Below are 22,392 nucleotides of genomic sequence, written 5' to 3'. Positions count from 1 at the left end.
TTTGGAAGATCACCTCTTGTTCGTCGTTATGTACTATTTCGTAATATCAATAAATCCTTCACCAAATACATCACGTACATCATGAATAGTTATGAAAGCATCCTTATCGGTCGATCTGACAATTTTCTTTAATGCGGATACTTCCTGCTTGCTAATAACGATATATAAAATTTGTTTTGGCTCTTTGGTGTAATAGCCATGACCGGAATAAACGGTAACCCCACGATCCATTTGAACATTAACTTGTTCGGCTATTTTGTCGGGTTCTGTCGAAATTATCGTTACCGCCTTTTTAGGATTAACTCCTTCAATAATAAAGTCCATCACCTTTGTGCCCACGTACAGCATCGCTATCGTTAACATCAGACTTTCCGCCCCGATAATAAAATAAGAAGAGAACGCTACGATTAGATCAAAAAATAAAAGACCGTAACTAATATTCCAATCTAAATATTTGTTTGTTATTCGAGCTAAAATCGTTGTACCTGCGGTCGTCCCTCCTACTCGAATAATCATACCAATACCCACACCAGCAAAGACACCACCAAATATAGCGTTGATCATAAGCTCGTCTGAAGGAATATACCAGTTTTTTGTTAAATGTAAAAACAAGGAATTAAAAAGAACAGCTACAATCGTATAAATTGTCGTTGTCTTATCTAAAAACTTATAACCTACAATGAGTAAAATGGCGTTCAGTATAAGGTTAACGAGACCTGGCGACCAGCTAAACAAATAGTACAGAATAATCGTTATTCCCGTAACTCCACCCTCACCTAATTGATTGGGGATTACGAAAAGATTCACAGCTAATGCAAAAATAAAAGCGCCTACCATAATGATTAGTACGTCTTTAAATGTCTTCTTCATGAAATGCCCACCCTTTATAAGACAACAAATTTGCGTTATTAATGTTCTCTGTAACAAACACAAATATTAGTCCGTTTTGACACACAATTTATGAATTATATCCAAGCTAAATACGTTAGTCAACACGTAAAAAAACGATAATAGGTATGTGCAATCATGAAAATATGCATATTTCTTCACACTTATACACGATTGCACCCTTTTTGCAACGTTACCACACACTTTGATATGCACTAGTAGTTTAGGCCATATCAAAAATGGCTTTTCAGAGCAAATTCCCTGAAAAGCCATTTTGTAGTTTACTATTTATGAAGTCGTTCTTTTGAAGTTTGTTTAGGTTTGTTATTTAAACGTCCCCATACATATCCCAAACAAGCACCAACAATGGCTGGAATAGCCCACCCTACCCCTTGTTCGTACAGTGGAATATGCTTTAAATACGGTACAGCAAAGTCAATGGATATTTTCGCTGCTTTTAATCCGTCAAACAAACTTATGAGGGCTGCACCTAGAAGTGCACCACCATATACGGCGGGAATACCTTTAAACCATTTATGCAGGAAAGATAACAGGATAAGCGTAATCGATACCGGATAAATGACGAGTAATATCGGTTTAGATATCGATAAGATCGTATCCAGCCCTAGATTGGCAACTAATAATCCTAACAGGCACGTCCCGAATGTGACCCAACCATAGGATACCCGTGTCTGCAAAGATGCAAAATATTGACTACATGCGGATACAAGCCCAATACATGTCGTCAAGCAAGCTAATGTCACGATGACGGCCAGCAAAATTAAGCCTGATTCGCCAAACAAATGCTGCACGATTTGTGTCAGCAGTTGACCACCGTTATTCGCATATCCTAGTGACACGCTTGTAAGACCCATATAACCTAAAGCTGCGTATACTAACGATAGGCCAATACCAGCGATCACACCCGCTTGAATCGTTGCTTTTGTGATCATCTTCTTGTCTTCTACACCTTGATTACGGATCGAATTAATAACGATAATACCAAAGGCTAAGGCAGCGATGGCATCCAGTGTGAAGTAGCCTTTCATAAAGCCCTCTATGCCTGGAGAGTCCACGTACTCATTGATAGCCGGACCACTTTCACCTATCGGAAATAATAGAGCCGCAATAAATAAAGCAGCTATAGATAGAAGCAGTAAAGGCGTTAAAATACTGCCTATCGTACCCACAAGCTTGGACGGGGTTAAACTTAGCCAAAATACAATGGCAAAAAAGACGAACGTATACAGGAGCAGCGGCCAATGGTTAGCAGCCAAGTCTGTGCCAAGAAAAGTGCTGAAGCCCATCTCATAAGACACGTTAGCTACACGCGGAATCCCCATAGATGGTCCAAGCGATACGTATACCACAATGGCAAAAAAGATGCCAAACTTCGGACTGATCCGGCTTGCGAGGTGCTGCATGTCCCGGCCAGTTAGCGCAATTGCAATAACCGCCAGCAAAGGCAGTCCAACACCTGTTAATATAAAGCCCGCAATGGCTGGAATAAAATGTTCTCCTGCTTGCTGACCTAAAATGGGTGGGAATATAAGGTTACCCGCGCCGAAAAATAAAGAAAACAACATCAATCCGATAAAAAATACATTTTTGTTTGATATACCTTTCAAGCTGTAACCCCCTAGATGACTTTTCCTAGATGTCTTTTCCCAAGTGTGCCATCCCCTATATCAGTGTAATCGTATACACCTCGTGAACAATATAGAATATGGTTAAATACATGTACGTCCTCGTCTTATATTATATACAAACGTACAATTGTTCATATCTCTCAAGTATAACAAAACAACTGGGTCTCTCAACCCAGTTGTTTGTCACTACATTTAGAAGATATCGGATTGCTTCACACGATCATTGAGCACTACAAAGTCTTTGTCCTGTAATGGCTCGACTTTGCCCTTCTGATATCCGCTGCCCTTCGTTGAAAAGAAATCATGTGTGCTCGTTTCGGTACGAATACCGTTCAGAACTACCGGATTTACTTCTTCATCTGGGAAATGCGGCTCGAAGCCTAAGTTCATCAATGCTTTATTACCGTTGTAGCGGATATACTTCTTCACTTCGTGGGTCAGGCCGATCGCATCATACAGGTTCTCCGTATACTCCAACTCATTCTCATATAACTGAATGAGCAGTTCGTGTACATAGGTGTACAACGATTGCTGTTCCTGTTCGCTCAAGCGGCTATAAATTTCTTGAGCCAACAGCCCCACATACACACCGTGAACACTTTCGTCGCGGATGATAAGCTTAATAATTTCGCCGCTCGCCACCATTTTACCTTGTCCAGCAAGGAATAAAGGATAGAAGAAACCGGAATAGAACAGGAAGCTCTCCAAAAATACTGAAGCAACCATCGCTTTGTACAAGCTTACAGGATCATTGTCCCTAATTCCTTTATAAATATCATCAATAATTTCTGTTTTGCGCTGTAAGTGCTTGTTGTCTTTCACCCATTCAAACGTCTCTTCGATCATGTCAGAGCTTGCTACAGTCGTAAAGATGGTGCTGTAGCTCTTCGCATGAATTTCTTCCATTGCAGCTTGAAAGATGAGAATCGCTTTCTTCTGTTTACCCTCCACATGTTGAGCGATTAAGGGCATACCAACGTTGCCCTGCTCCGTATCCAGCAACGTTAAGCCACCTAATACGTGCATATAGGTCAATTTCTCATCGTCACTCATCTTTGACCATGCTTTTAAATCTTTGGATATCGGAATTTCTGTATCTAACCAAAATTGAGAAGTGTTCTGCGTCCAGAGCATCTCGATATAGTCAGATTCAGGAGCATTCCAGTTTACCGCTTCAAATTTTCTCATGGATCAACTCTCCTTAGATGACACAACTGACACATTCATCAATCGTCTTTTTTCTCGTACGTGTATAATACAGTGTTTTTAAGCCTTTTTTCTGTGCATAAATGTAATATTTCGCGAGATCACGTGTCGTCAGATCGTCTTTAACAAACAAAACGGTTGAGATCGCCTGATCAATATGAACCTGAACGTCAGCTACTAGATCGATCAAATTAAACATATCCATGTCATAAGCTTCTTTATAGTAGAAGTAGTTCTCTTCACTTATAAATGGCATCGGATATATCGTTTTGGAGTCGCCATATTCACGTTCTTCAATCTTTTGCGTAATCGGTGCTATGGAAGCTGTTGAGGATTGCAAGTAAGAAATCGATCCTGTTGGGGCAATCGCCAATCGATAAGCATGGTACAAGCCATGCTCCATTACCTGCTCCTTCAGACGCACCCAGTCTTCCATCGTTGGCATCACATGTCCTTCAAACAACTGCTGCACGCGTTCCGTTTGTGGACGGAAATCTTTTTTCATATACATATCAAAGTAAGCGCCGCTTGCGTATTCACTCTTCTCAAAATCTTTAAACGTCTCATTACGTTCCTTCGCAATTAACATAGAACGTTCAAGAGAATAGAAATTAAGCATCATAAAGAAGGCACGTACGAAGTCTCTAGCTTCCTTTGATTCGTAAGCAATTTTATTTTTGGCCAAATACCCATGCAAATTCATCGCACCTAAGCCAACAGAGTGAAGCTCGCGATTCGCTTTGGCCACCGACGGAACGATACTAATGTTGCTCTTGTCCGTCACTTCTGTTAAGGCGTCCATCGAACGGTGAACCGTTTCTTGCATTCTTTTGTTAGCCATCACATTTACGATATTAAGTGAACCGAGATTACATGAAATATCCCGATTAATGACATCATCCACACCATAATCGTTAATGGTTGATACCTCGCTCAGCTGCGCAATTTCGCTGCACAGGTTGGAGAATTTTACTCGTCCAAGCTCTTTTAACGCATGGTACTCATTTGTATTATCTACAAACATAATGTAGGGGTAACCAGATTCCATTTGAATTTGGGCGATCTTCAAAATGAGATCACGTGCAACAATCTTTTTCTTGCGGACGTTCGGATTGTTGACTAGTTCATCGTACATTTCAGAGATGTCCATATCGTCCATATGTACACCGTATTCCTGATATACCGTGTGTGGGTAGAACAGATACATATCTTTATCTTTCTCAACCAGCTCAATAAACTTGTTTGGTGCGACAACACCAAGTGACAACGTCTTGATTCGGATTTTCTCATCGCTGTTAATTTTTTTTGTGTCGAGGAACTCATGAATGTCAGCATGGAACACGTTTAAGTAAACGACGCCGCTGCCGTCACGCTGGCCGAGCTGATTTGCATAGGAAAATGCATCTTCAAACAACTTCATGACAGGCAGTACACCACTTGCCTTGCCATCCAGCCCTTTAATTTGCTCGCTTGCGCCACGAATCTTGCTTAAGTTAAGGCTGACGCCTCCACCGATCTTGCTGAGCTGCAACGCCGAATTAATTGCAAAGCCGATCGAGTTCATCGAGTCATCTACTTCCAGAAGGAAGCAGCTTACTAATTCTCCCCTGCGCTTCTTCCCTGCATTTAGGAACGTTGGTGTAGCAGGCTGGTACTCTTGTGAAATGAGCAGGTCTGCATATTCCATCGCCTTTTTCATATCGCCATTAGCTAAGAACAAGGATACTACCGCTAACCGATCTTCATAACGTTCCAGAAACTTCGTATCGTCATTTGTTTTCATCGCATAATTGTTATAGAACTTAAATGCGCTCATAAACGAAGGGAAGCGGAATTTTTTTGAATAAATATACTCATACAATTTTTTGACTTCTTTAAACTCATATTTGTTAAACAAATTGTCCTCATAATACTCATGCTCGATCAAATAGTTAATCTTTTCTTCGAGATTGTGGAAAAATACTGTATTTTGATTCACGTAATCGACAAAGTAACTTTTTGCCGCTTCACGATCCTTATCGAATTGAAAGCTTCCATTTTTCTGAACCATGATCTCATTGTTAAGCTGTATCCACTTTGGTATCAATGTTATGGACCTCCTGTATAAATTGTTCTACGTCTTTTCTTGTGCCGCTAAGCTCAAACTTCATCAGAACAGGTACGGAATATAACTCGGCAATATGATCCGCAGCCATTCCATAGCGCATCCCCCAGTTCATATTTCCGCTAGAAACGACACCACGCAGCAGATGGCTTCGCTGCTTCAAAAAGTCCATCGTTGACTGTGGCGCTTGCCCAAAGCCTGTCGTATAAGTGACAAGGACAAACGGTTCGTTCATCTCTGCATCCTCAGACACCCGCACACACTGCAAATCAAGCTTGTCCACGAATCGTTTCACGTTACCAGTCTTAGAATCATAGGCAATAAGCACGTGATCCCTCCGTTACTATGTTTGGTGCAACAAACGAAATAAGCTTGTCTCGCAACAAATGAAAGAGACGACAGCATTTATGACAGCCCAAATAATGTATCTATTCATCAACAGATACATATCAGGCTTCAATCAGCCGTATCTTATTTCCATTTTCTATACTGCGAAACCGTCAAGAGCGGGCAGTTTGACCAAGTTGCAGGGTCAGCTCTGGATTATACCAGAATCCCGGCTCCAGCGTCACATACCATTTATTTACTCAACATGTAGTATGATAACAAATTGTTATTCACTAAATGTAGTGTTACGTTGTAGCATAAACAATTTCTACACAATAATCAAGTTCATTATTACGCCTTCTAATGGAGCTAGGCAGCCTCTATTCTCTCGCATAATACCCCAAACCACGTATCCCGCGTTTTTTGAATATTGCTATCTGTTCATAACGTAAGCAGCACCTGAAGCTTTCACTCTATTTCTACCTTCCGCCTTAGCATCATATAAGGCTCTATCTGCTAGACGTATGAGATCCGAGGGGGTGGAGACACCTTCTTGTCGTCGAGATGCGATTCCCGCGCTAATCGATACGACACGGCCTGCTGTAGACGATTCATGGCGTATCGCCATCTCTTCTATATGGCTCCGAATACGCTCAGCCATACGGCTCGCCTGCTCCAAATCTGAGCCTGGCAGGAGAACGGCGAACTCTTCGCCCCCGTAACGAGCCAGCATATCATCCCTAGCAAGGGTACGCTGTAATTCTCTTGTCACGATCTTCAAGCAATCGTCCCCACGCTGATGGCCGTAAGTGTCATTGTATTGTTTAAAGCAATCAATATCAAGCATAATTAACGATAATTCGACATCATGCTGATTAGCTTGCTCCCATAACCTGATGATCTCCTGATCAAAGCTTCTGCGGTTCGGAATATCCGTTAAGCCGTCGATCGTGGACAGCTTTTGAAACATTGCATTTGCCTCTCGCATCTTAGCTTCGGCTTCTTTACGTTCCGTTATATCAGTTGCAACTCCCAAATAACCGACCGCCTGATCAGCGTTGTCCGTTATCGAGGTCACGATTAAATTGACGGTAATGATAGTTCCATCCGACTTCTGATACGTCCATTCACTTTCATATGAACTTGATGTATGAAGTACATTCCGTAATATATCACTACCTGATAGACGATAGGCTGCTGACCCGGATTGACTGCGCGCCAGTTCCGATATTTCAATAACATGATCAAACAGCATACTGGTAGATTTCCCTATCATCTGCTGCTCTGTATACCCGAGGAGCAGTTCAGCTCCCTTATTAAATAAGGAGATATGGCCTTTATGGTCCGTCGCAATGATAGCAACGCCAGTTGCTGATTGAAGAATTGCTTCCAAATGAGAGTGCAGCAGCCGATAACGCTCCTCATTCGCTCTAAGTTCTGTCTCCTGTTTATTAGTTGACATGAAGTAACGAACAAGGAAAGCTTTAAATAACCCACCTATCATCACAAGGACGACAAATAGTGGCAGGATGGCAACACCTTCATTCCCGATCAAAATATAAGTACAACTCGAGACAACGATAATGCTGAATACGAGGCTAAAAATCCATTTTTGCCAATAACCTCTTGTGTAGGTGCAGATGATCCCGCTGCCAATACCGAGAATGAGCGCACTTATCATCGCAATAATAGAAGATGAATTAAACGCACCAAAAAGGATCCCCCTGCTAATAACAATGATGAGACTGCTTATAAGTGCAGATGGAATACCGCCAAGAAAGGCCGCGCTAATAATTACAATTTGTCTAAAATCCAAAATGACGGATGGGGTTACATTCACACTAAACATCATTAACAAAATACCAAATGATCCGTATATCACTCCCACAATCACTTTCGTCTTCAAATCCGAATGAATACCGAAAGGCTTACTTTTATAGAGCAAGCTAAACACAAATGATATGACGAGCATGAGTGAGAGATTCGCTACCAAATTAATCATCATCGATGTAGAACTCACCTCAAAAACGACAAAATATATGTTATTATACCATACCTCGACGTATGGATTATAAAGAGGATTAATCTTCCTTAGAGAAATCAGCTCGCAGCTCCAATCAGCCATAAAAAATCCCACAGCCGAGGACTGTAGGATTGAGGAAGTTTAATTCTAAAGTTTAATTCAGATATTGCTGCTCGCTTGCTTCACCATTGTAATAGCAATCATTACTATGAAGTGCAGCCCTATTTAACATGAATACGGACAGGTAAAGGGATACTCCAATTCAGACCTGTAAATAATTTATCTGTGACTTTACGTGTTAACGTGAGCTGCTGTGGTACATGCTGCATACCGTCAATGAGGGCAAAAGGTCGTTCATCAGGGGTACCCCCGCTTAAAGTAAATGTCATTCGATCATCTTGTAAATGATGATAAGAAGCTGAGCCCCCTCCATTGATGTATACCTGATAATCGTGACCGTTTTCATCAACAGCCACCCATTCGTCATAAGTAAAGTTATTAACAAACACACCCGAGACGATCAGCTTCAATGATGTTCCTTTACCTTGCTTAACATAAGGACGTGAATCTGCAAATCCGACTACTTCCTCTACAGTAAGTACATCACCTTGCGTCTTCCAAACAGCAGCTTGTGTCTTTAATTGTGCTAAATTAATAGTTATCGAATCCGTTGTTTGCACTGGAAGATTGTAATTTTTAATTACAATTCGAGCTGGATCAGGCACGTTTTCCCTGATATTATAAATGGTGTACGTGCAACTGATAACATCAGATGACCCCTTGTTGTCGTTACGGCAGTACATGTTGCCTAAACTACTGCGATAATCCTCATCCTTATGGTGGGCATTGTAATTCACCCTGCCGATCTTATTTCCACCTTGATCTTCCATGTAGAAACCTAGCTGGTGGGCGTAGGGCAGTTCGAAGGTTGATGATTTTGCAGCAACTCGAGAAAGCTTTGTTTGGAACTCGATCTGATAGGCACTGCTATGATAAATTAGCTGAGTCGCTGCAATCTGTGTGCCATCTGGCGCTGTATAGTTGGCTCCATGCAGTGGAATCACCTGCATCTGTTTTCTCGCCATTCCCATGTTAATATCCAGTGCAAAGCTCCAATCTCCACGCAGCAAATCATGAAACTCAGGCTTCTCCGATGCATGACCAATGTAGTTTATATTACCTCTCATGTGTACGATATCCGTTTCAGGTGCATTTTTAAACATAAATTTGGCAACCTCATACTCCGTTTTATCATACCCGGTATCTGTTAGCTCGCCTAACGGTTCTCTACCTGTGACACTTGCGTCCAAAGAATTGCCTAATGCATCGATAAACTCAATCATGTCAGCATTAAACCTATTATTGTCCACTTTTCCGTTTGGATCTGTTAAGCGATAGGCAATAAGTGCACGAGCAGTATCTGCCACTACCTCTTTAATCTCAAGTGTATAGCCTTTGTCTGTCACCTTGATATTTGCAAAGTGATGAATGCCTAGCTGTTCAGCATGCAGCAAACTTACATCTATCGTATCCGCCGTCCCAAACAACGATTTGATCCAATTGGCAACCGTAGGTTGTGTGAAGCACATGGAAATAAGCACGAGCAGCATGACAGCGGCTGTTATTAGCGGCCACCGAACACGGAGCAAGCGCCCCTTCCGGTTCAAACCCTGGACATTATTTAGCTTAGGTGTCTCTATATCTGCAAATGGTGCTTGAGAGTTGAAAATACGAGCCATCACCTGGGCGGTGAATTGTTCGTCTGGCTGCGAACTGAATAAAGCTTCCTTCATCATCAGGCTCTCCTCCATACAAGCCCTTAACCGTTGACTGCAAGTTGTACAGCCTTCTATATGATCCATTACCGTGTCCAACTGCTTAGTGATCATTAATTGTTCCATACGTACCCGATTGATGCATTCCACAGACATACGAACTCGCTCCTTTTTGCTCAATGCGGTATTTTAAGGCTTTCTTTCCTCGATACAGTGCATTTTTAACCTGATGCACCGATAGCCCTGTCACTTCACACATCTCTTCATAAGTAAGTTCTTCCGTATAACGCAACAATAGAACCAATCGTTGCACATCCGGCAATTCGCCGACTAAACGCTGGATTGCTTCTTTTGATTCTGCTTTCAAATAGATAAGTTCGGGTGTATCCTCCTCGATCATCTGTTCGGTATCCAGTTCGATCAACATAAACGCTTTACGTTTGAATCTGTCGCGATACGTGCGGACTACAATTGTGTACAACCAGGCCGCAAAGCTCTTGCCTTTTTCATGCGAGCTAAGCTTGCGGTAGGCTTTAATAAAGGCCTCTTGAGCGGTATCCTGCGCATCTTCATGACTCGCCCCCATGCCGATTAATATCCCGTACACATTTTGCTTGTACTTGTTGATCAGATCAGCGAAACGCTCCGGCTTACCGGCTAATATACTTGCAATGATGTCATCCTCTGTCTGATGGCGGCTCATGACTCTCTCCTTCTTTACAAAGTGACTTACATCTATATAGACGAGTATGGTGAAAGAGATTTCTCACGTTACTGAAAAATAAGTTTGCAAAAGACACTATTAGGGGGATGAACTACGTGCAGCGTGTCAGTTGGACACACGAAAAACCGGCATCTCCTAGTTGGAAATACCGGTTTCCTCTACATTTACATAGGTTACTTGATAAGGTCAATCCTCCAAATAGCTAAAATACCATCTGATGTTAATTAGTTATTCCGTATCACGCATAATCGAAGCGACATCTCGAAGCGCCGACCTGCCTGCTTGGCTGATGCCTCCCAACTGGAAAAAGCCGTGGTTAACACCGAAATAACGTCGGCACTGTGCTTGAACACCCGCTTCTAAAAGACGACGATACAATTCCTCCCCTTCATCTACTAACGGATCGAATTGTGCCGTCAAAATATGTGTGTCAGGCAAGCCTGCCAGATCGTCGCGATACAAAGGGCTCGCTTCCGCATCTCCATGAGGCAAAGCAGCCATATAAGCTTCATACCCAGTAAGCAGCGTATCCTTCGTGATGATATAATCCTCGCCATAACGAGTATAGCTGTCACTGCTCAAAGAGGCGTCCAGCATCGGGTAGATTAAGATCTGGCGAGCAGGCAGCCACGCTCCTAAGGCTTTGAGCCGGAGGCATGTCACCAGCGCCAGATGGCCGCCTGCACTATCGCCAGCCAGTGTAATCTGCTGGCTGTTGCCACCCCAGCCTTCTCCATAACGACGCACAAGCTGCGCGGCATGGAGAGCATCGTCGTGTGCAGCCGGATAAGGATGTTCCGGCGCCAGACGGTAATCGACGGCCACCACAATAACGTTGCCGTCACGGCATATGTGCCGCAATTGGCGATCGTGGGTTTCAAGATCGCCACTCACAAAGCAGCCGCCATGATAATATATCATCATAGGCAGGTTGACTTCTGTGGAAGGTCTGTAGACACGTAAACGTATACCTTCCATTGTATAATCCGCTACACTCCATATGGGCAGTTCTTCACCCGCTAAATGGATGGAATCCACATACCCTTGGCGACGTTCCGATAAGGTCTGAGTCCTGACAGAGGGCCTTCCAGATTCTATAAATGTCTGAACTAGTCTCCGAATGCCCGGTTCAAGCTGATTAAAATTTATCATGTATGTATCCCCCTTAAGTAAGATTCGGATTGCTTTTCGAATTGCATTTTTTTGCGTTGCCCTTCTTGCCAAAATAAAGACGTGTAAGTTTATCATTATACCTTATATTCCCTAGTTAATTGACCATTGATTTGTGGTATGCAGCTAGTTTTCTTCCATACAGGTAACATTATAGATGAGAATATGAATTTTTATTTTCTTTTTTTTCCATTTTAAAACGATATAAAAACTTCATTTTTTAAATATTTTGAAGGGATATGAACGTATACACCTGTCTTATGGGACAGTAATGAATGACGCCTTATTATGATTTGCCTTTCACTCATCTCAATTTAGGAGGAACGTGTAATGACCATGAAACAACATGCCGCGACCCGACGGCCCGGCAAAAAAGTGCTTATTTCTACGCTTGCGCTTGCAACAGCCTTTACCTTTTTTAACTCCCTCTACTTAACAGATGCGTTCGCAGCCGCGTCTCCGACTACCGCTTCAACTCAAGCTGTACCTCAAGCATCATCCGGTCCGACCTCTCCCCAAGAAGTAGAAGCATTTGCCGACAAGCTATTCGCCTCACCCAAGATGAAAGATATCCCTGGTGCTGTATTTGTAGTCGTAAAGGATGGTAAGGTGTTGTTAAATAAGGGGTATGGATATTCGGATGTAAAAGCCAAAACACCGATGGACCCTCATAAAACGGTGATGCGAGTGGCATCTATCACCAAGCCATTTACTGCTGCGGTTCTGTTGCAGCTTGCCGAGCAAGGGAAACTCGACCTCAAAAAAGACATTTCCGCTTACTTGGGAGACCTTCACATTCCTCGCCAAGTCGAGGGTGATCTAACGGCAGAGCACCTCATGACGTACACAAGCGGATTTGATTTCCCTGATCCGCCTTTAAACGCCAATTTTGCAACGAACGCTGACTACTTACGACATTACACACCTACCGTTGTTCGTAAACCTGGACAATCCTATATGTATGACAATATGGCCTTTAACCTTCAAGGATACATTGTGGAGAGAATTACAGGAGAGCCTTTTCACCAATATGCAAAAAGGAACTTGCTTGACCCGCTGGGGATGAAACAAAGCAGCTTTATTATGACTCCAGACACTAAAATGGCGTTGTCCACGTCTTATGATGCGAGTGGCGAGCCCATGCCACCATATGATATTAATCCGGCGGATTCCCCCGATGGCAGCTTATTATCTACGGGCAGCGACATGGCCAAGTTTATGCTAGCTTTGCTTCATGATGGCAGCTACAATGGGCACCAAATTTTAAAACCAGCGTCCGTTCGCAGCATGCTTGAGATTAAAGTGTCTTCAGTTGCTGGGCTGCCTAACACTTCGTATGGATTTGAATCCCTCTTCCGAGAAAGCTACAATGGTCAAAACGTGGTCGGCAAAGGTGGGGATCTTCCTGGATTCAGTTCCTGGATGTGGCTGCTGCCAGATCAAAAGACTGGTGCCTTTGTTATCTTTAACCGGAATGACGCGACTAACGCCTACTTCCGCGAGCACGCGTTCACTTCTTTTATGAACCATTATTATCCCGTTAACAAGCCCGATCCCCACATCTTAAAGCCAACTCAGCAAGAGTTGCAGCCGTTTGCAGGAACTTATCGTGACCTGCGCTTAGGCTTTGAACTGCTGCGCGTAAAAGTACAACCTGAAGGTGTGTTGGAATTATCAAGCTCAAAAGGCACACAACAATTGCAGCAAATTGCACCACTTCTCTTTAAGACCAAATCGAACAAACTTATTGGCTTTAAACGGGATGAGACCGGACAGATCATGTACATGGATTGGGGAAATGTGTCATGGCTGCAAAAACTGACTGCACCAACCGTAACCATCACTGATATTAACGAGAAGCATCCCTACCATAAATATATTGACGATCTGCTCCTGCGTGGTGGTATTAAGCTAGGTTCAGGGAATACCTTTTTGCCAGACGAAGAAATAACACGTGGGGAATTCATCTCACTGCTCATTTCCAGTATGCATATTCGAAAATCGGACCAAACGTCCTCTTTTGCAGACATGCAAGGACATACGTATGCCAAAGACATTCAAACGGCTGCTGAGTTTGGTTTAGTTACAGGAACACAAACTAATCAATTTAGCCCGGACACCCCCATTACACGTCAAGAAGCAGCCGTCGTCTTATGGAGATTAGCGCAGCTTATGGGAGCTGATCCACAAGAGGCCTTACTGGCTGACGCAACGGATCATTGGGCACAGACTGCGGTCAAGTATGCTGTCGCCAGTCAATTGTATGGCCCTGATGTAAAGCCTCGGGCTGACGGAACTATAGACTACGGCTCAAAACGGAGCCTAGTACGTAAAGAAGCCGCAGCAATGATCAGTATGATGCTGTCCGGACCGATTTCATAACGGGCACTATTTATTTCCCCCTTCCTCATACGACGCTACCGCATAGCAGCAATAACACATAGATGCATCCTACTCTTCAGGCAACCAAGCAATAGCCTCATTCCGTCATAGCGGAAAGGGGCTATTTGATCGTGACCGCTTCCTTTATTTGATTTTAAGCCTAGAACCTTATATGTTTTGTATACATAGGAGGGGAAATAGCAATGATTGAAATTGGACTTGCGGGCTGGGGAGATCATGACGACCTGTACCGCAGTGGAGTTACAGCCCGCAACAAGTTAAAAGCATACAGCGCCCATTTTCCCATTGTGGAGGTTGACAGCTCCTTTTATGCGATTCAGCCCGCATCCACATTTGAGAAATGGTCAAAAGAAACACCGGATCAATTTGGCTTCATCGTCAAAGCCTATCAAGGAATGACCGGACATGACCGCAAAGGAATGCCTTATGAGGATGAAGAAGACATGTTCCGCAAGTTTATCTATTCTATTGAGCCCATAAGACAGTCAGGCAAACTAAAGTCGGTCTTGTTTCAGTACCCGCCGTGGTTTGACTGTACACGCGAACATGTACATACGCTAAAAAAAGCGCGACACCTTATAGGCGATCTGCCTGTATCGCTTGAGTTTCGCCACCAAAGCTGGTTTACCCCTGATATGCGAACACGAACACTCACCTTCATGAAACAGCAGCATTGGGCGCACAGCATATGTGACGAGCCTCAAGCAGGGCAAGGCTCTGTCCCGATTGTGCTACACCCGACGGACTCTGATATGACCGTGGTACGATTTCATGGACGAAACGTAAGTGGGTGGATATCACAAGGTCAAGCGAACTGGCGTGATGTCAGGTACTTGTATCAATACAACAAGCAACAATTATTGGAATGGAGAGATCACCTACTCTCTCTTCAACAGCAATCCAAGCATATTTATGTCATCTTTAATAATAACTCAGGCGGCCATGCGGCTCAGAACGCAAAGGAGCTCATCCAACTGCTCGGAATCACCTATAAGGGGCTTGGACCGCGGCAATTGGATCTATTCGAGTAAAAAGCCTTAAAGAACCTTAACAGGTATAAATGAGCATGTTCCTCTGCTCCGCGGACATACTAAATACAAATTAATCATAATGCGAGCTGAGCATGAGAGTATGGACAAAATTTTACTGGTAGAAGACGAACATAACGTCTCCCAATTTATTCAATTAGAACTTGAACATGAGGGTTATGAGGTGACTGTCGCTCAAGATGGCGAGCAAGCGCTGGAATATGTCAGTCAGGACAGCTGGAGCCTCATTTTACTCGATTGGATGATCCCAAAGCTAAATGGACTTGAAGTATGCCGCCGTATTCGCAAAACGAGTGATGTGCCTATTATATTAGTAACGGCACGCGATGACATTGGCGACCTCATTGCGGGACTGGATACGGGAGCAGATGATTATATTACTAAGCCATTTGAGATTGAAGAAATGCTGGCTCGTATTCGAACGGTTCTCCGCAGATATCATTGTGCTGTTGGCACACCAAATGCGGCGGTACATCAAATTGAAGACTTAGTTGTCGATGTCAAAAAACGGCTTGTGAATAGAGCCGATGCACGCATTGAACTGACACAAAGGGAATTTGACCTCCTTCTTTTTCTGTTAGAACATCAAGGTGAAGTCATTTCAAGAGAGCGGCTGTTATCTGCTGTTTGGGGGTTTGATTTTGTGGGGGAGACCAACGTTGTAGACGTATACATTCGGTATTTGCGCAACAAATTGGATCGGCAATATAATACGAAACTCATCCATACGGTTAGAGGCGTGGGATATGTCATACGATCAGAGTGAACAAGCGGTACCCTCACAGGGGAGACAGACACTAAGAGCACGACTTGTGCTTAAAATGAATACACTCATGTTTCGATTTACATTTTGGTACGTGCTCAGTTTACTAACGGTCATCTTATGTATTGGCTTGTTTATTATCGGCAACGTTAGTCATTACTTTATTGCCGATACAAAGCTGGAACTGCTTGCCGTAGAGCAAAAACTAAAAAGTACACTTCAAGATGAAATGCATGCAGACTGGAATCTGATCATAAATGAGCTGCTGTATCCCGAACACGTAAACTATGACGTCAAAATTGCTGATGCGGCTGGCAACACAATCGCTCAATCAAGAGGCTGGGATGACAACATTCGTAATGAGGAAATCGAAGTAGACTTGAAATGGACCGATACGATCTGGTGGAGTTGGAAAGGTGGTTTGTTCTTTCAGGATGAAGTCAAATGGAATCAACCTAATGGTGAAAAAGGGACCATTTATATTCACGTCCATCTTAATGCAATTGAACGTTTACTAAAAATTATTGTTAAAGTGCTGTTATTTACAGCTATCATTAGTGGTACACTTGGGACGTTTCTAATCTACCATATTACAAGGAGAAACTTGTCCCCCCTATTTTCCATTACGAATGCCGTTCGTAAAATGCGTAACCTGCCGAATTTGAATCAGCGTATTCCGATACCTGTGACACCCATTGAGCTTACTAATTTGGCACGGACCATTAATCAATTATTGGACGAGCATGAGGAACTGCTAGAGCGCGAGATGCACTTTATTACGAATGCTTCGCACGAGTTGCGCACGCCGCTTACCGCATTTCGCGGGCACGTCAACTTGATCAAACGCTGGGGTAATCAAAATCCAGTTGTGCTGAATCAGTCCATTCAGGCGCTTGACCAAGAAAGTCAACGCATGCAGCGGCTCATCATTCAATTGCTGGCTGTCGCACGGCACGGAAAAGTATCCATTAAACAGGATAAAGTCAATTTGAACATACTGCTCGAAGAGGTATTACGACAGTTATGGAAACAAGAATATGAAATCGTGTTCCAATTGCATGATGAGCAGCCTACCTATGTTACAGGGGACCGGGAGCAGTTAAGGCAAGTTGCTGTCATTTTAATTGAAAATGCTATTCGTTACACCAATCCACATGGACGAATTGATATACGTATTATGCAAAGTAAACAACACGTATGTTTCTCTGTTGCTGATACCGGAATCGGTATTCCACAAGCAGAACAAAGCAAAATATTTGATCGTTTCTATCGTGTAGATAAAGCACGCTCTCGTGTAACTGGCGGCACTGGCCTCGGTCTGGCTATTGCCAGGCAACTCGTCAACAACCATCATGGCACGATAACCGTTAAAAGCGAGTTGGGACAAGGCAGTACATTTACCGTTTGTTTTCCTTCACCTGTCTAAGCTATGTACGGAAAGCTATAGAAACGGAGTGAACACCGCTCCCTTCTATAGGCTTGTCCGGTCTTTCTATATACTATGGCACGTATGAACTACAAGGTGCGCATACTCGAATCCATATACGCTGCTACGCTACAGAACACGACGAATCTTATTGATGCGTGAATCCCAAGTGCTCAGTTTAGATACTGTCACACCAGGCTTGCCGTAAGTGTGCAATATTTTACCACCACCCATATACACAGCAACATGATGAATCGGTGAGTAGAAGAAGATAAGATCTCCTTTTTTAAGTTGACTTTTCTTTACCGCATAACCGACTTTGGATTGCTGTCTGGAGTCTCTTGGCAGTTTAATTCCATGTTTTTTAAAAATATATTGAGTAAAGGATGAGCAATCGAACGTTTTCGTTTGTCCACTTGCTGACCCGAACTTATATCGAACTCCCATATATTTTTTCCCAGTCGCAATAATGCTATCTGCCTTTGTACTTGTAGCTGTAGCCGCTTGCGCAGCTTGTAATGGAGCCACTACACTCCCTGCTAATAAAAATGATGCACTTAAACTTACACTTACGAGCAATTTGCCGAATTTGACTTTATTCAACAATCGAACTCATCTCCTTCAGTTATTTTTTATGGGGTGGTTAACCCTTTCCTAAGATAACATAAGGAATTTCCCCACAATTTACCGCCGAATGATGGAAGCCACTGCTGCTCCTGCTTTAGGCGTTTCTATGAAAAGACCATTATAAAATTCTCATTTAATTTACCTTGACAGCCTTAAAACAAGCGCAAAGTCAGGTCCGACGTCACTTTGTGCACACCAAAAGAGCGCTAAAAAAGCTCAAAGCCCTTTAGCGCTCTTTTATACGTACTAGAATAAACGACACTTGTCCCTGAAGCTTAGCTTACTTCTTGGCAAGTGTGGTGATGTCAGGCACCACTCGTTCTAAATCCGCTCTAAATCGTTCATACAGCTGTTGCAGTTGGACATCCTCATTTTTACCTGTTAGCTTTCTGACCTCTGCCTCACATTGCTTCAGCAGCATCGTTAATTGCACATTCGGTTGCTGCTGCATCCCCACACTTCGTTGATCATCGTACAGATCAACATACAACTGCTTATTGGAATCCACTTGTCCAAGAAACACTTCTTCCATCTTGTAACCTACCTTCTCCAGCTCATGATGAAGCCAATTAAGGTCTAGTCCCAATCCCCGCAACGGTTCAGGCAGCAGCTTGCCGTCCATAATGACAATTTGGGGTTCTTTCTCATTCGGCAATACAATGCCTAAATCTTTAGCTGTCAGCGGCTGTAGTTCTTTCTTTAATAACACATTAATTTCGCCACTCGGTTCCATCACCGCAAATTCTACGTCTGCGACGCGGAATGCATTATTTTTACGAAGCTGCTGCATAAGTTCGTCTGAAGTAATTCGTTCTTTATGTAAATTTTTCTCCAGTATTCTGCCGCCCTTTATTAATACGGTTGATTTACTGTCAATAAAGTCGCGCAATTTTTTGGTTTTGATCTGTAAATATTCGATACCAAGTGAGAACGCAACCCACACCACTAAAGAAATAATACCTAAATACCATTTTGCTTCTGCATCCAACGAGATGTAGGCGGCAATGCTGCCAATCGTTATACCTGTTATATACTCAAATAGTGAAAGTTGAGATACTTGCCTTTTTCCTAACAACTTGGTTAAAAAAAAGAGTACCACAACGGAAACCAATGTTCGTATGGCAATTTCAAATCCTTCCAACATAGACGCTCCTCCGTTCTTTAACGTGCTTGCGTTTACTATTTGCCATACATCACAAAGTTATGCCTCCCTGACCATTTGAACAGACTTACAACGACTTTTCCAACACATGATCGTTACACAATTGTTGATGAGAGATGCTGTGTACAATTGTACAGCTCGCAAAACCATCCCTTTTCGGTATAGATCAGACAAGTGAGCGAAGTATTGTCCAGCCATACGTTACGGTCTGGATGAGGAACAATTTCATCTAACATATATTTAATGATAGCGCCGTGGCTTACGACGAGTATGTTCTTTCCTTCGTGTTCTCGAAGCAGCGTTTCAAGCGCGGACAGCCCCCGTTCCACTACATGCTCTGTACGCTCAATTCCTAGATCGATTTCCCGCCATGTTGAACCCCATTTTGCGACACGTTCTGCTTCTGTCGTTCCTTCTATCTGTCCGCCGCCAGCTTCTCTTAATCGATCATCCAGCAGCATTGGGATGTGGCCGAATTTTTCTTGAATAATTTCTGCCGTTTGCTTGGCTCGCAGGAGGGAGCTCGACACGATTAAATCCCACTGTTCTAAACAAAGTCGCTCTCCCAGCAGAATAGCGTCACGTTTGCCTGCTTCATCAAGCGAAATATCGGAATTCCCCTGAGCCCTGCCTTCCTTATTCCAAGGTGTGCTGCCATGTCGTATAATGCCTAATTTTGTCATATAATATCCTCCAGATTGCTGTTAGGTGTTATTTGAATTTAATATCCGATTGCTGAATGGGAATATAAATAGACATCTTCATCTGATCTGGATAACGGGATTGCCCTACATCTGTTATTTCGAAGTCAGGCCCTTCCAATCGTTCATAATTGGAATTTGGCAGCCAGGTTCCGTAAATATAACGTCGTGTATGCTGCACCTCATCTGCATGCCCATGTACCTTAAATTCAGCGTAGAGACCTTCAGGAAGGCGATAGCGAATAAGACCTTTTGTCAGCTTCACATCTGAAGGGTGTACGGCCTCGCCTACGATAAACGAAAATTGACCATCGTCCTGAAACCGGCACGAAATGCCGTATGCCATCCCTGGGGCGGCTTGATTCGGAATGTGCAAATAATACTGCTGTTCACCAAAGTGATGATAAAATCCTGGAATGTCTTGATAATAAGCTTCATGTTGAAGCGTGGTCATATACTCATACCCAACAATATCTACCGCAGCCAAATTGGTAATAAACGGTTTATTCATAGTAAAACTTCCTCTCGCTTGATTTCGATAATCTACAAAGTTCATTTTCGACTGATAGACAAGCTGCTGAGTGGATGATCGATATTTAGCAGGTGTAATGCCAAAGCAGCTATCAAAAGCACGGGTAAACGCCTCTTGAGAGTTATACTGGTAATCCAAAGCCACATCTAATATGTTGCGGTCAGTTGACTTCAGGACGATAGCCGCTTCCGATAAGCGTCGTCTGCGAATATAAGTCTGAACCGAAAAGCCCGAGATCGCCTGGAACAATCTCTGAAAATGAAAAGCTGAAAAGCATGCAGCCTTTGCGATTTGCTCAATCTGGAGTTCCTCCTGCAAGTGCAGTTCCATGAAGTCGATAGCTGCTTGGATTCTATTATAATGATCCATCTGTCGCTGCCCTCCCTCACATCGTTGTATCGTTATTGTACACGATGTTTGCAGTTCCTTTTTGATTAGTTGTGCTATTTGTGATGGGTGTATAGTTGTCGTCGTTCGCACAAACAAAAAGACCACATCCGGCGTAAACCGGTGCAGTCCTGTTGCTTACATGATGACTCAGCACCCACAGGGGTTCCATCTAAGTGAGTAGGATAACTTCAATAACCTGTGCGCTTATCGCCCCACATTTGCTCACTGCTAGGTGTCGTACAGTCCAGAACGTGACTTAAACCATTGGAAAAAGTGTGTAGCAACGACTTTTAGCACTGCATAACCGGGCACCGCTAGTATAATACCTACGATACCAAACAGGTTTCCTGCTGTTAAAATGACAAAAATAATCGTAATGGGATGAATTTTTAGCGACTTTCCCATAATTTGTGGAGAAATAAATTTACCTTCAACCAGTTGGACAACTGTCCAGACTACAACCATCTTCAGCAGCATTACTGGCGAGGTAACTAGCGCGATAATTAAAGCTGGCGTAATGGCAATTGCGGGTCCCAAATAAGGAACGATGCTCGTACATGCCGCGATAACAGCCAGAACAAGCGAATACTCAAGCCCGATGATCAAATAACCAATGTACAATAAAATACCAATACAGAAGCTGACAATAATTTGTCCGCGGATATAAGAGCTGATTTGCCCGTTAATATCTGCCATCACTTTATACGACCGCGAGCGAAGGCCCGTCGGAATAAAGTTGGTTATATAATTCGGAAGCTTTTTCCCATCTTTAAGTAGATAAAACAATATAAACGGCACGATGACAAAAGCTAACACAAACTCTGTTATTTTCCCTAAAAATGCCCCTAATCCTTTAAACGTATCATTAAAGAAGGAGGAAGCTTTCGCGGTAATATTCTGCACAAGTTCGGAGGCATTAAATCCTAGACTTTGTTGAACCTCATTAAACACATCACTGCCGATCCAACTTTGGAATAACAGCTGTGCCTCATGATAATATTTAGGGAAGTTCTCCGATAAACTTATAATCTGATCACGCACAAATGGAACGATGGCAACAATTAAAAATGTCACCAATCCGGCAATAAGCAAATAGAGCACCAGTATAGAATAGATACGTTTGATCCGAAAGCGCTCCAACAAATCGACGATCGGATTAAGTAAATAATATGCCACACCTGCTAAAATAATAGGCAGTGAGACAGTGGTCAACAGCACTTTAAAGGGCTCGAAAACGTAAGAAATTTTAGTAAATACATATACGTTTAATCCAACCAGCAGCAGAATAAGCAGAAACAGAACAAACTTCTGGTGCAGGAAAAATTGCAGCAGCCTACCGCTCCAATTCGTTGGTGACTTGACACGCGCTTCGTCCGAATTCAAGTACGACTCACTCCTTATTAAATTGTATATAAGAGAGATTTATCTCTATCCTCTACTCTCTTTCCAATGTACTACGCACAAAGTTACGCA

At 43.0% G+C, this 22,392-nt stretch carries 18 protein-coding genes; 4 read left to right on the top strand and 14 right to left on the bottom strand.

Going from position 1 to position 22,392, the window contains the following annotated elements; genetic code table 11:
- Positions 1–33: 33 nt before the first annotated feature.
- The 9 genes from H509_RS0112720 to H509_RS0112680 all read right to left on the bottom strand — a co-directional run bounded on the left by H509_RS0112720 (position 34) and on the right by H509_RS0112680 (position 11,848).
- A complete protein-coding gene (locus H509_RS0112720) occupies positions 34–870 on the bottom strand; it encodes a YitT family protein (RefSeq protein WP_028545420.1) in 837 nt (278 codons plus the stop codon).
- Between the two features lie 302 nt (positions 871–1,172).
- A complete protein-coding gene (gene brnQ / locus H509_RS0112715; protein ID WP_028545419.1) occupies positions 1,173–2,516 on the bottom strand; it encodes a branched-chain amino acid transport system II carrier protein in 1,344 nt (447 codons plus the stop codon).
- A gap of 213 nt (positions 2,517–2,729) precedes the next feature.
- The gene (nrdF, locus tag H509_RS0112710; protein WP_028545418.1) at positions 2,730–3,725 is read right to left on the bottom strand and encodes a class 1b ribonucleoside-diphosphate reductase subunit beta; all 996 of its coding nucleotides are present in this window, start codon (positions 3,723–3,725) and stop codon (positions 2,730–2,732) included.
- A gap of 13 nt (positions 3,726–3,738) precedes the next feature.
- On the bottom strand, positions 3,739–5,793 hold the full coding sequence (gene nrdE / locus H509_RS0112705) for a class 1b ribonucleoside-diphosphate reductase subunit alpha (RefSeq protein WP_245596067.1): 2,055 nt from the start codon (positions 5,791–5,793) through the stop codon (positions 3,739–3,741).
- A gap of 10 nt (positions 5,794–5,803) precedes the next feature.
- Positions 5,804–6,175 (bottom strand): class Ib ribonucleoside-diphosphate reductase assembly flavoprotein NrdI, encoded by a 372-nt coding sequence (gene nrdI / locus H509_RS0112700; RefSeq protein WP_028545416.1) that lies wholly within the window; start codon positions 6,173–6,175, stop codon positions 5,804–5,806.
- Between the two features lie 432 nt (positions 6,176–6,607).
- On the bottom strand, positions 6,608–8,179 hold the full coding sequence (locus tag H509_RS26785; RefSeq protein WP_051287040.1) for a diguanylate cyclase domain-containing protein: 1,572 nt from the start codon (positions 8,177–8,179) through the stop codon (positions 6,608–6,610).
- A gap of 239 nt (positions 8,180–8,418) precedes the next feature.
- On the bottom strand, positions 8,419–10,128 hold the full coding sequence (locus H509_RS0112690) for a DUF4179 domain-containing protein (protein WP_084159172.1): 1,710 nt from the start codon (positions 10,126–10,128) through the stop codon (positions 8,419–8,421).
- Complete coding sequence (locus tag H509_RS25160) at positions 10,076–10,675, bottom strand: RNA polymerase sigma factor (RefSeq protein ID WP_051287038.1); 600 nt, start codon at positions 10,673–10,675, stop codon at positions 10,076–10,078. The genes H509_RS0112690 and H509_RS25160 overlap by 53 nt, the downstream gene beginning before the upstream one ends.
- Before the next feature lie 249 nt (positions 10,676–10,924).
- Positions 10,925–11,848 carry an alpha/beta hydrolase gene (locus H509_RS0112680; protein ID WP_157277651.1) on the bottom strand — a complete coding sequence of 308 codons (924 nt, stop codon included), beginning with the start codon at positions 11,846–11,848 and terminating at the stop codon, positions 10,925–10,927.
- A gap of 348 nt (positions 11,849–12,196) precedes the next feature.
- On the opposite strand from H509_RS0112680, the gene H509_RS0112675 reads away from it, so the two are divergent.
- From H509_RS0112675 to H509_RS25155, 4 genes are all read left to right on the top strand, one after another.
- The gene (locus tag H509_RS0112675; RefSeq protein WP_245596035.1) at positions 12,197–14,248 is read left to right on the top strand and encodes a serine hydrolase domain-containing protein; all 2,052 of its coding nucleotides are present in this window, start codon (positions 12,197–12,199) and stop codon (positions 14,246–14,248) included.
- A gap of 203 nt (positions 14,249–14,451) precedes the next feature.
- A complete protein-coding gene (locus tag H509_RS0112670; RefSeq protein ID WP_028545412.1) occupies positions 14,452–15,300 on the top strand; it encodes a DUF72 domain-containing protein in 849 nt (282 codons plus the stop codon).
- Positions 15,301–15,400: 100 nt separating this feature from the next.
- Positions 15,401–16,084 (top strand): response regulator transcription factor, encoded by a 684-nt coding sequence (locus H509_RS0112665; RefSeq protein WP_028545411.1) that lies wholly within the window; start codon positions 15,401–15,403, stop codon positions 16,082–16,084.
- On the top strand, positions 16,065–17,507 hold the full coding sequence (locus H509_RS25155; RefSeq protein ID WP_084159171.1) for a sensor histidine kinase: 1,443 nt from the start codon (positions 16,065–16,067) through the stop codon (positions 17,505–17,507). The genes H509_RS0112665 and H509_RS25155 overlap by 20 nt, the downstream gene beginning before the upstream one ends.
- A 129-nt stretch (positions 17,508–17,636) precedes the next feature.
- Here the strand turns inward: H509_RS25155 and H509_RS0112655 are convergent, their stop codons facing one another.
- The 5 genes from H509_RS0112655 to H509_RS0112635 all read right to left on the bottom strand — a co-directional run bounded on the left by H509_RS0112655 (position 17,637) and on the right by H509_RS0112635 (position 22,302).
- The gene (locus tag H509_RS0112655) at positions 17,637–18,110 is read right to left on the bottom strand and encodes a C40 family peptidase (protein ID WP_028545410.1); all 474 of its coding nucleotides are present in this window, start codon (positions 18,108–18,110) and stop codon (positions 17,637–17,639) included.
- 304 nt (positions 18,111–18,414) lie between these two features.
- Positions 18,415–19,278: a DUF421 domain-containing protein gene (locus H509_RS0112650; protein ID WP_028545409.1), complete on the bottom strand. Its 864-nt coding sequence runs from the start codon at positions 19,276–19,278 to the stop codon at positions 18,415–18,417.
- A gap of 113 nt (positions 19,279–19,391) precedes the next feature.
- Complete coding sequence (locus H509_RS0112645) at positions 19,392–19,979, bottom strand: histidine phosphatase family protein (protein ID WP_028545408.1); 588 nt, start codon at positions 19,977–19,979, stop codon at positions 19,392–19,394.
- Between the two features lie 28 nt (positions 19,980–20,007).
- On the bottom strand, positions 20,008–20,898 hold the full coding sequence (locus H509_RS0112640) for an effector binding domain-containing protein (RefSeq protein WP_028545407.1): 891 nt from the start codon (positions 20,896–20,898) through the stop codon (positions 20,008–20,010).
- A gap of 249 nt (positions 20,899–21,147) precedes the next feature.
- On the bottom strand, positions 21,148–22,302 hold the full coding sequence (locus H509_RS0112635; RefSeq protein ID WP_036697005.1) for an AI-2E family transporter: 1,155 nt from the start codon (positions 22,300–22,302) through the stop codon (positions 21,148–21,150).
- Positions 22,303–22,392 lie beyond the last annotated feature (90 nt).

Origin of the sequence: Paenibacillus taiwanensis DSM 18679 (assembly GCF_000425125.1) — a bacterium.
GTDB lineage: Bacteria > Bacillota > Bacilli > Paenibacillales > Paenibacillaceae > Paenibacillus_B > Paenibacillus_B taiwanensis.
This window is presented reverse-complemented; position numbering and strand designations above follow the sequence as displayed.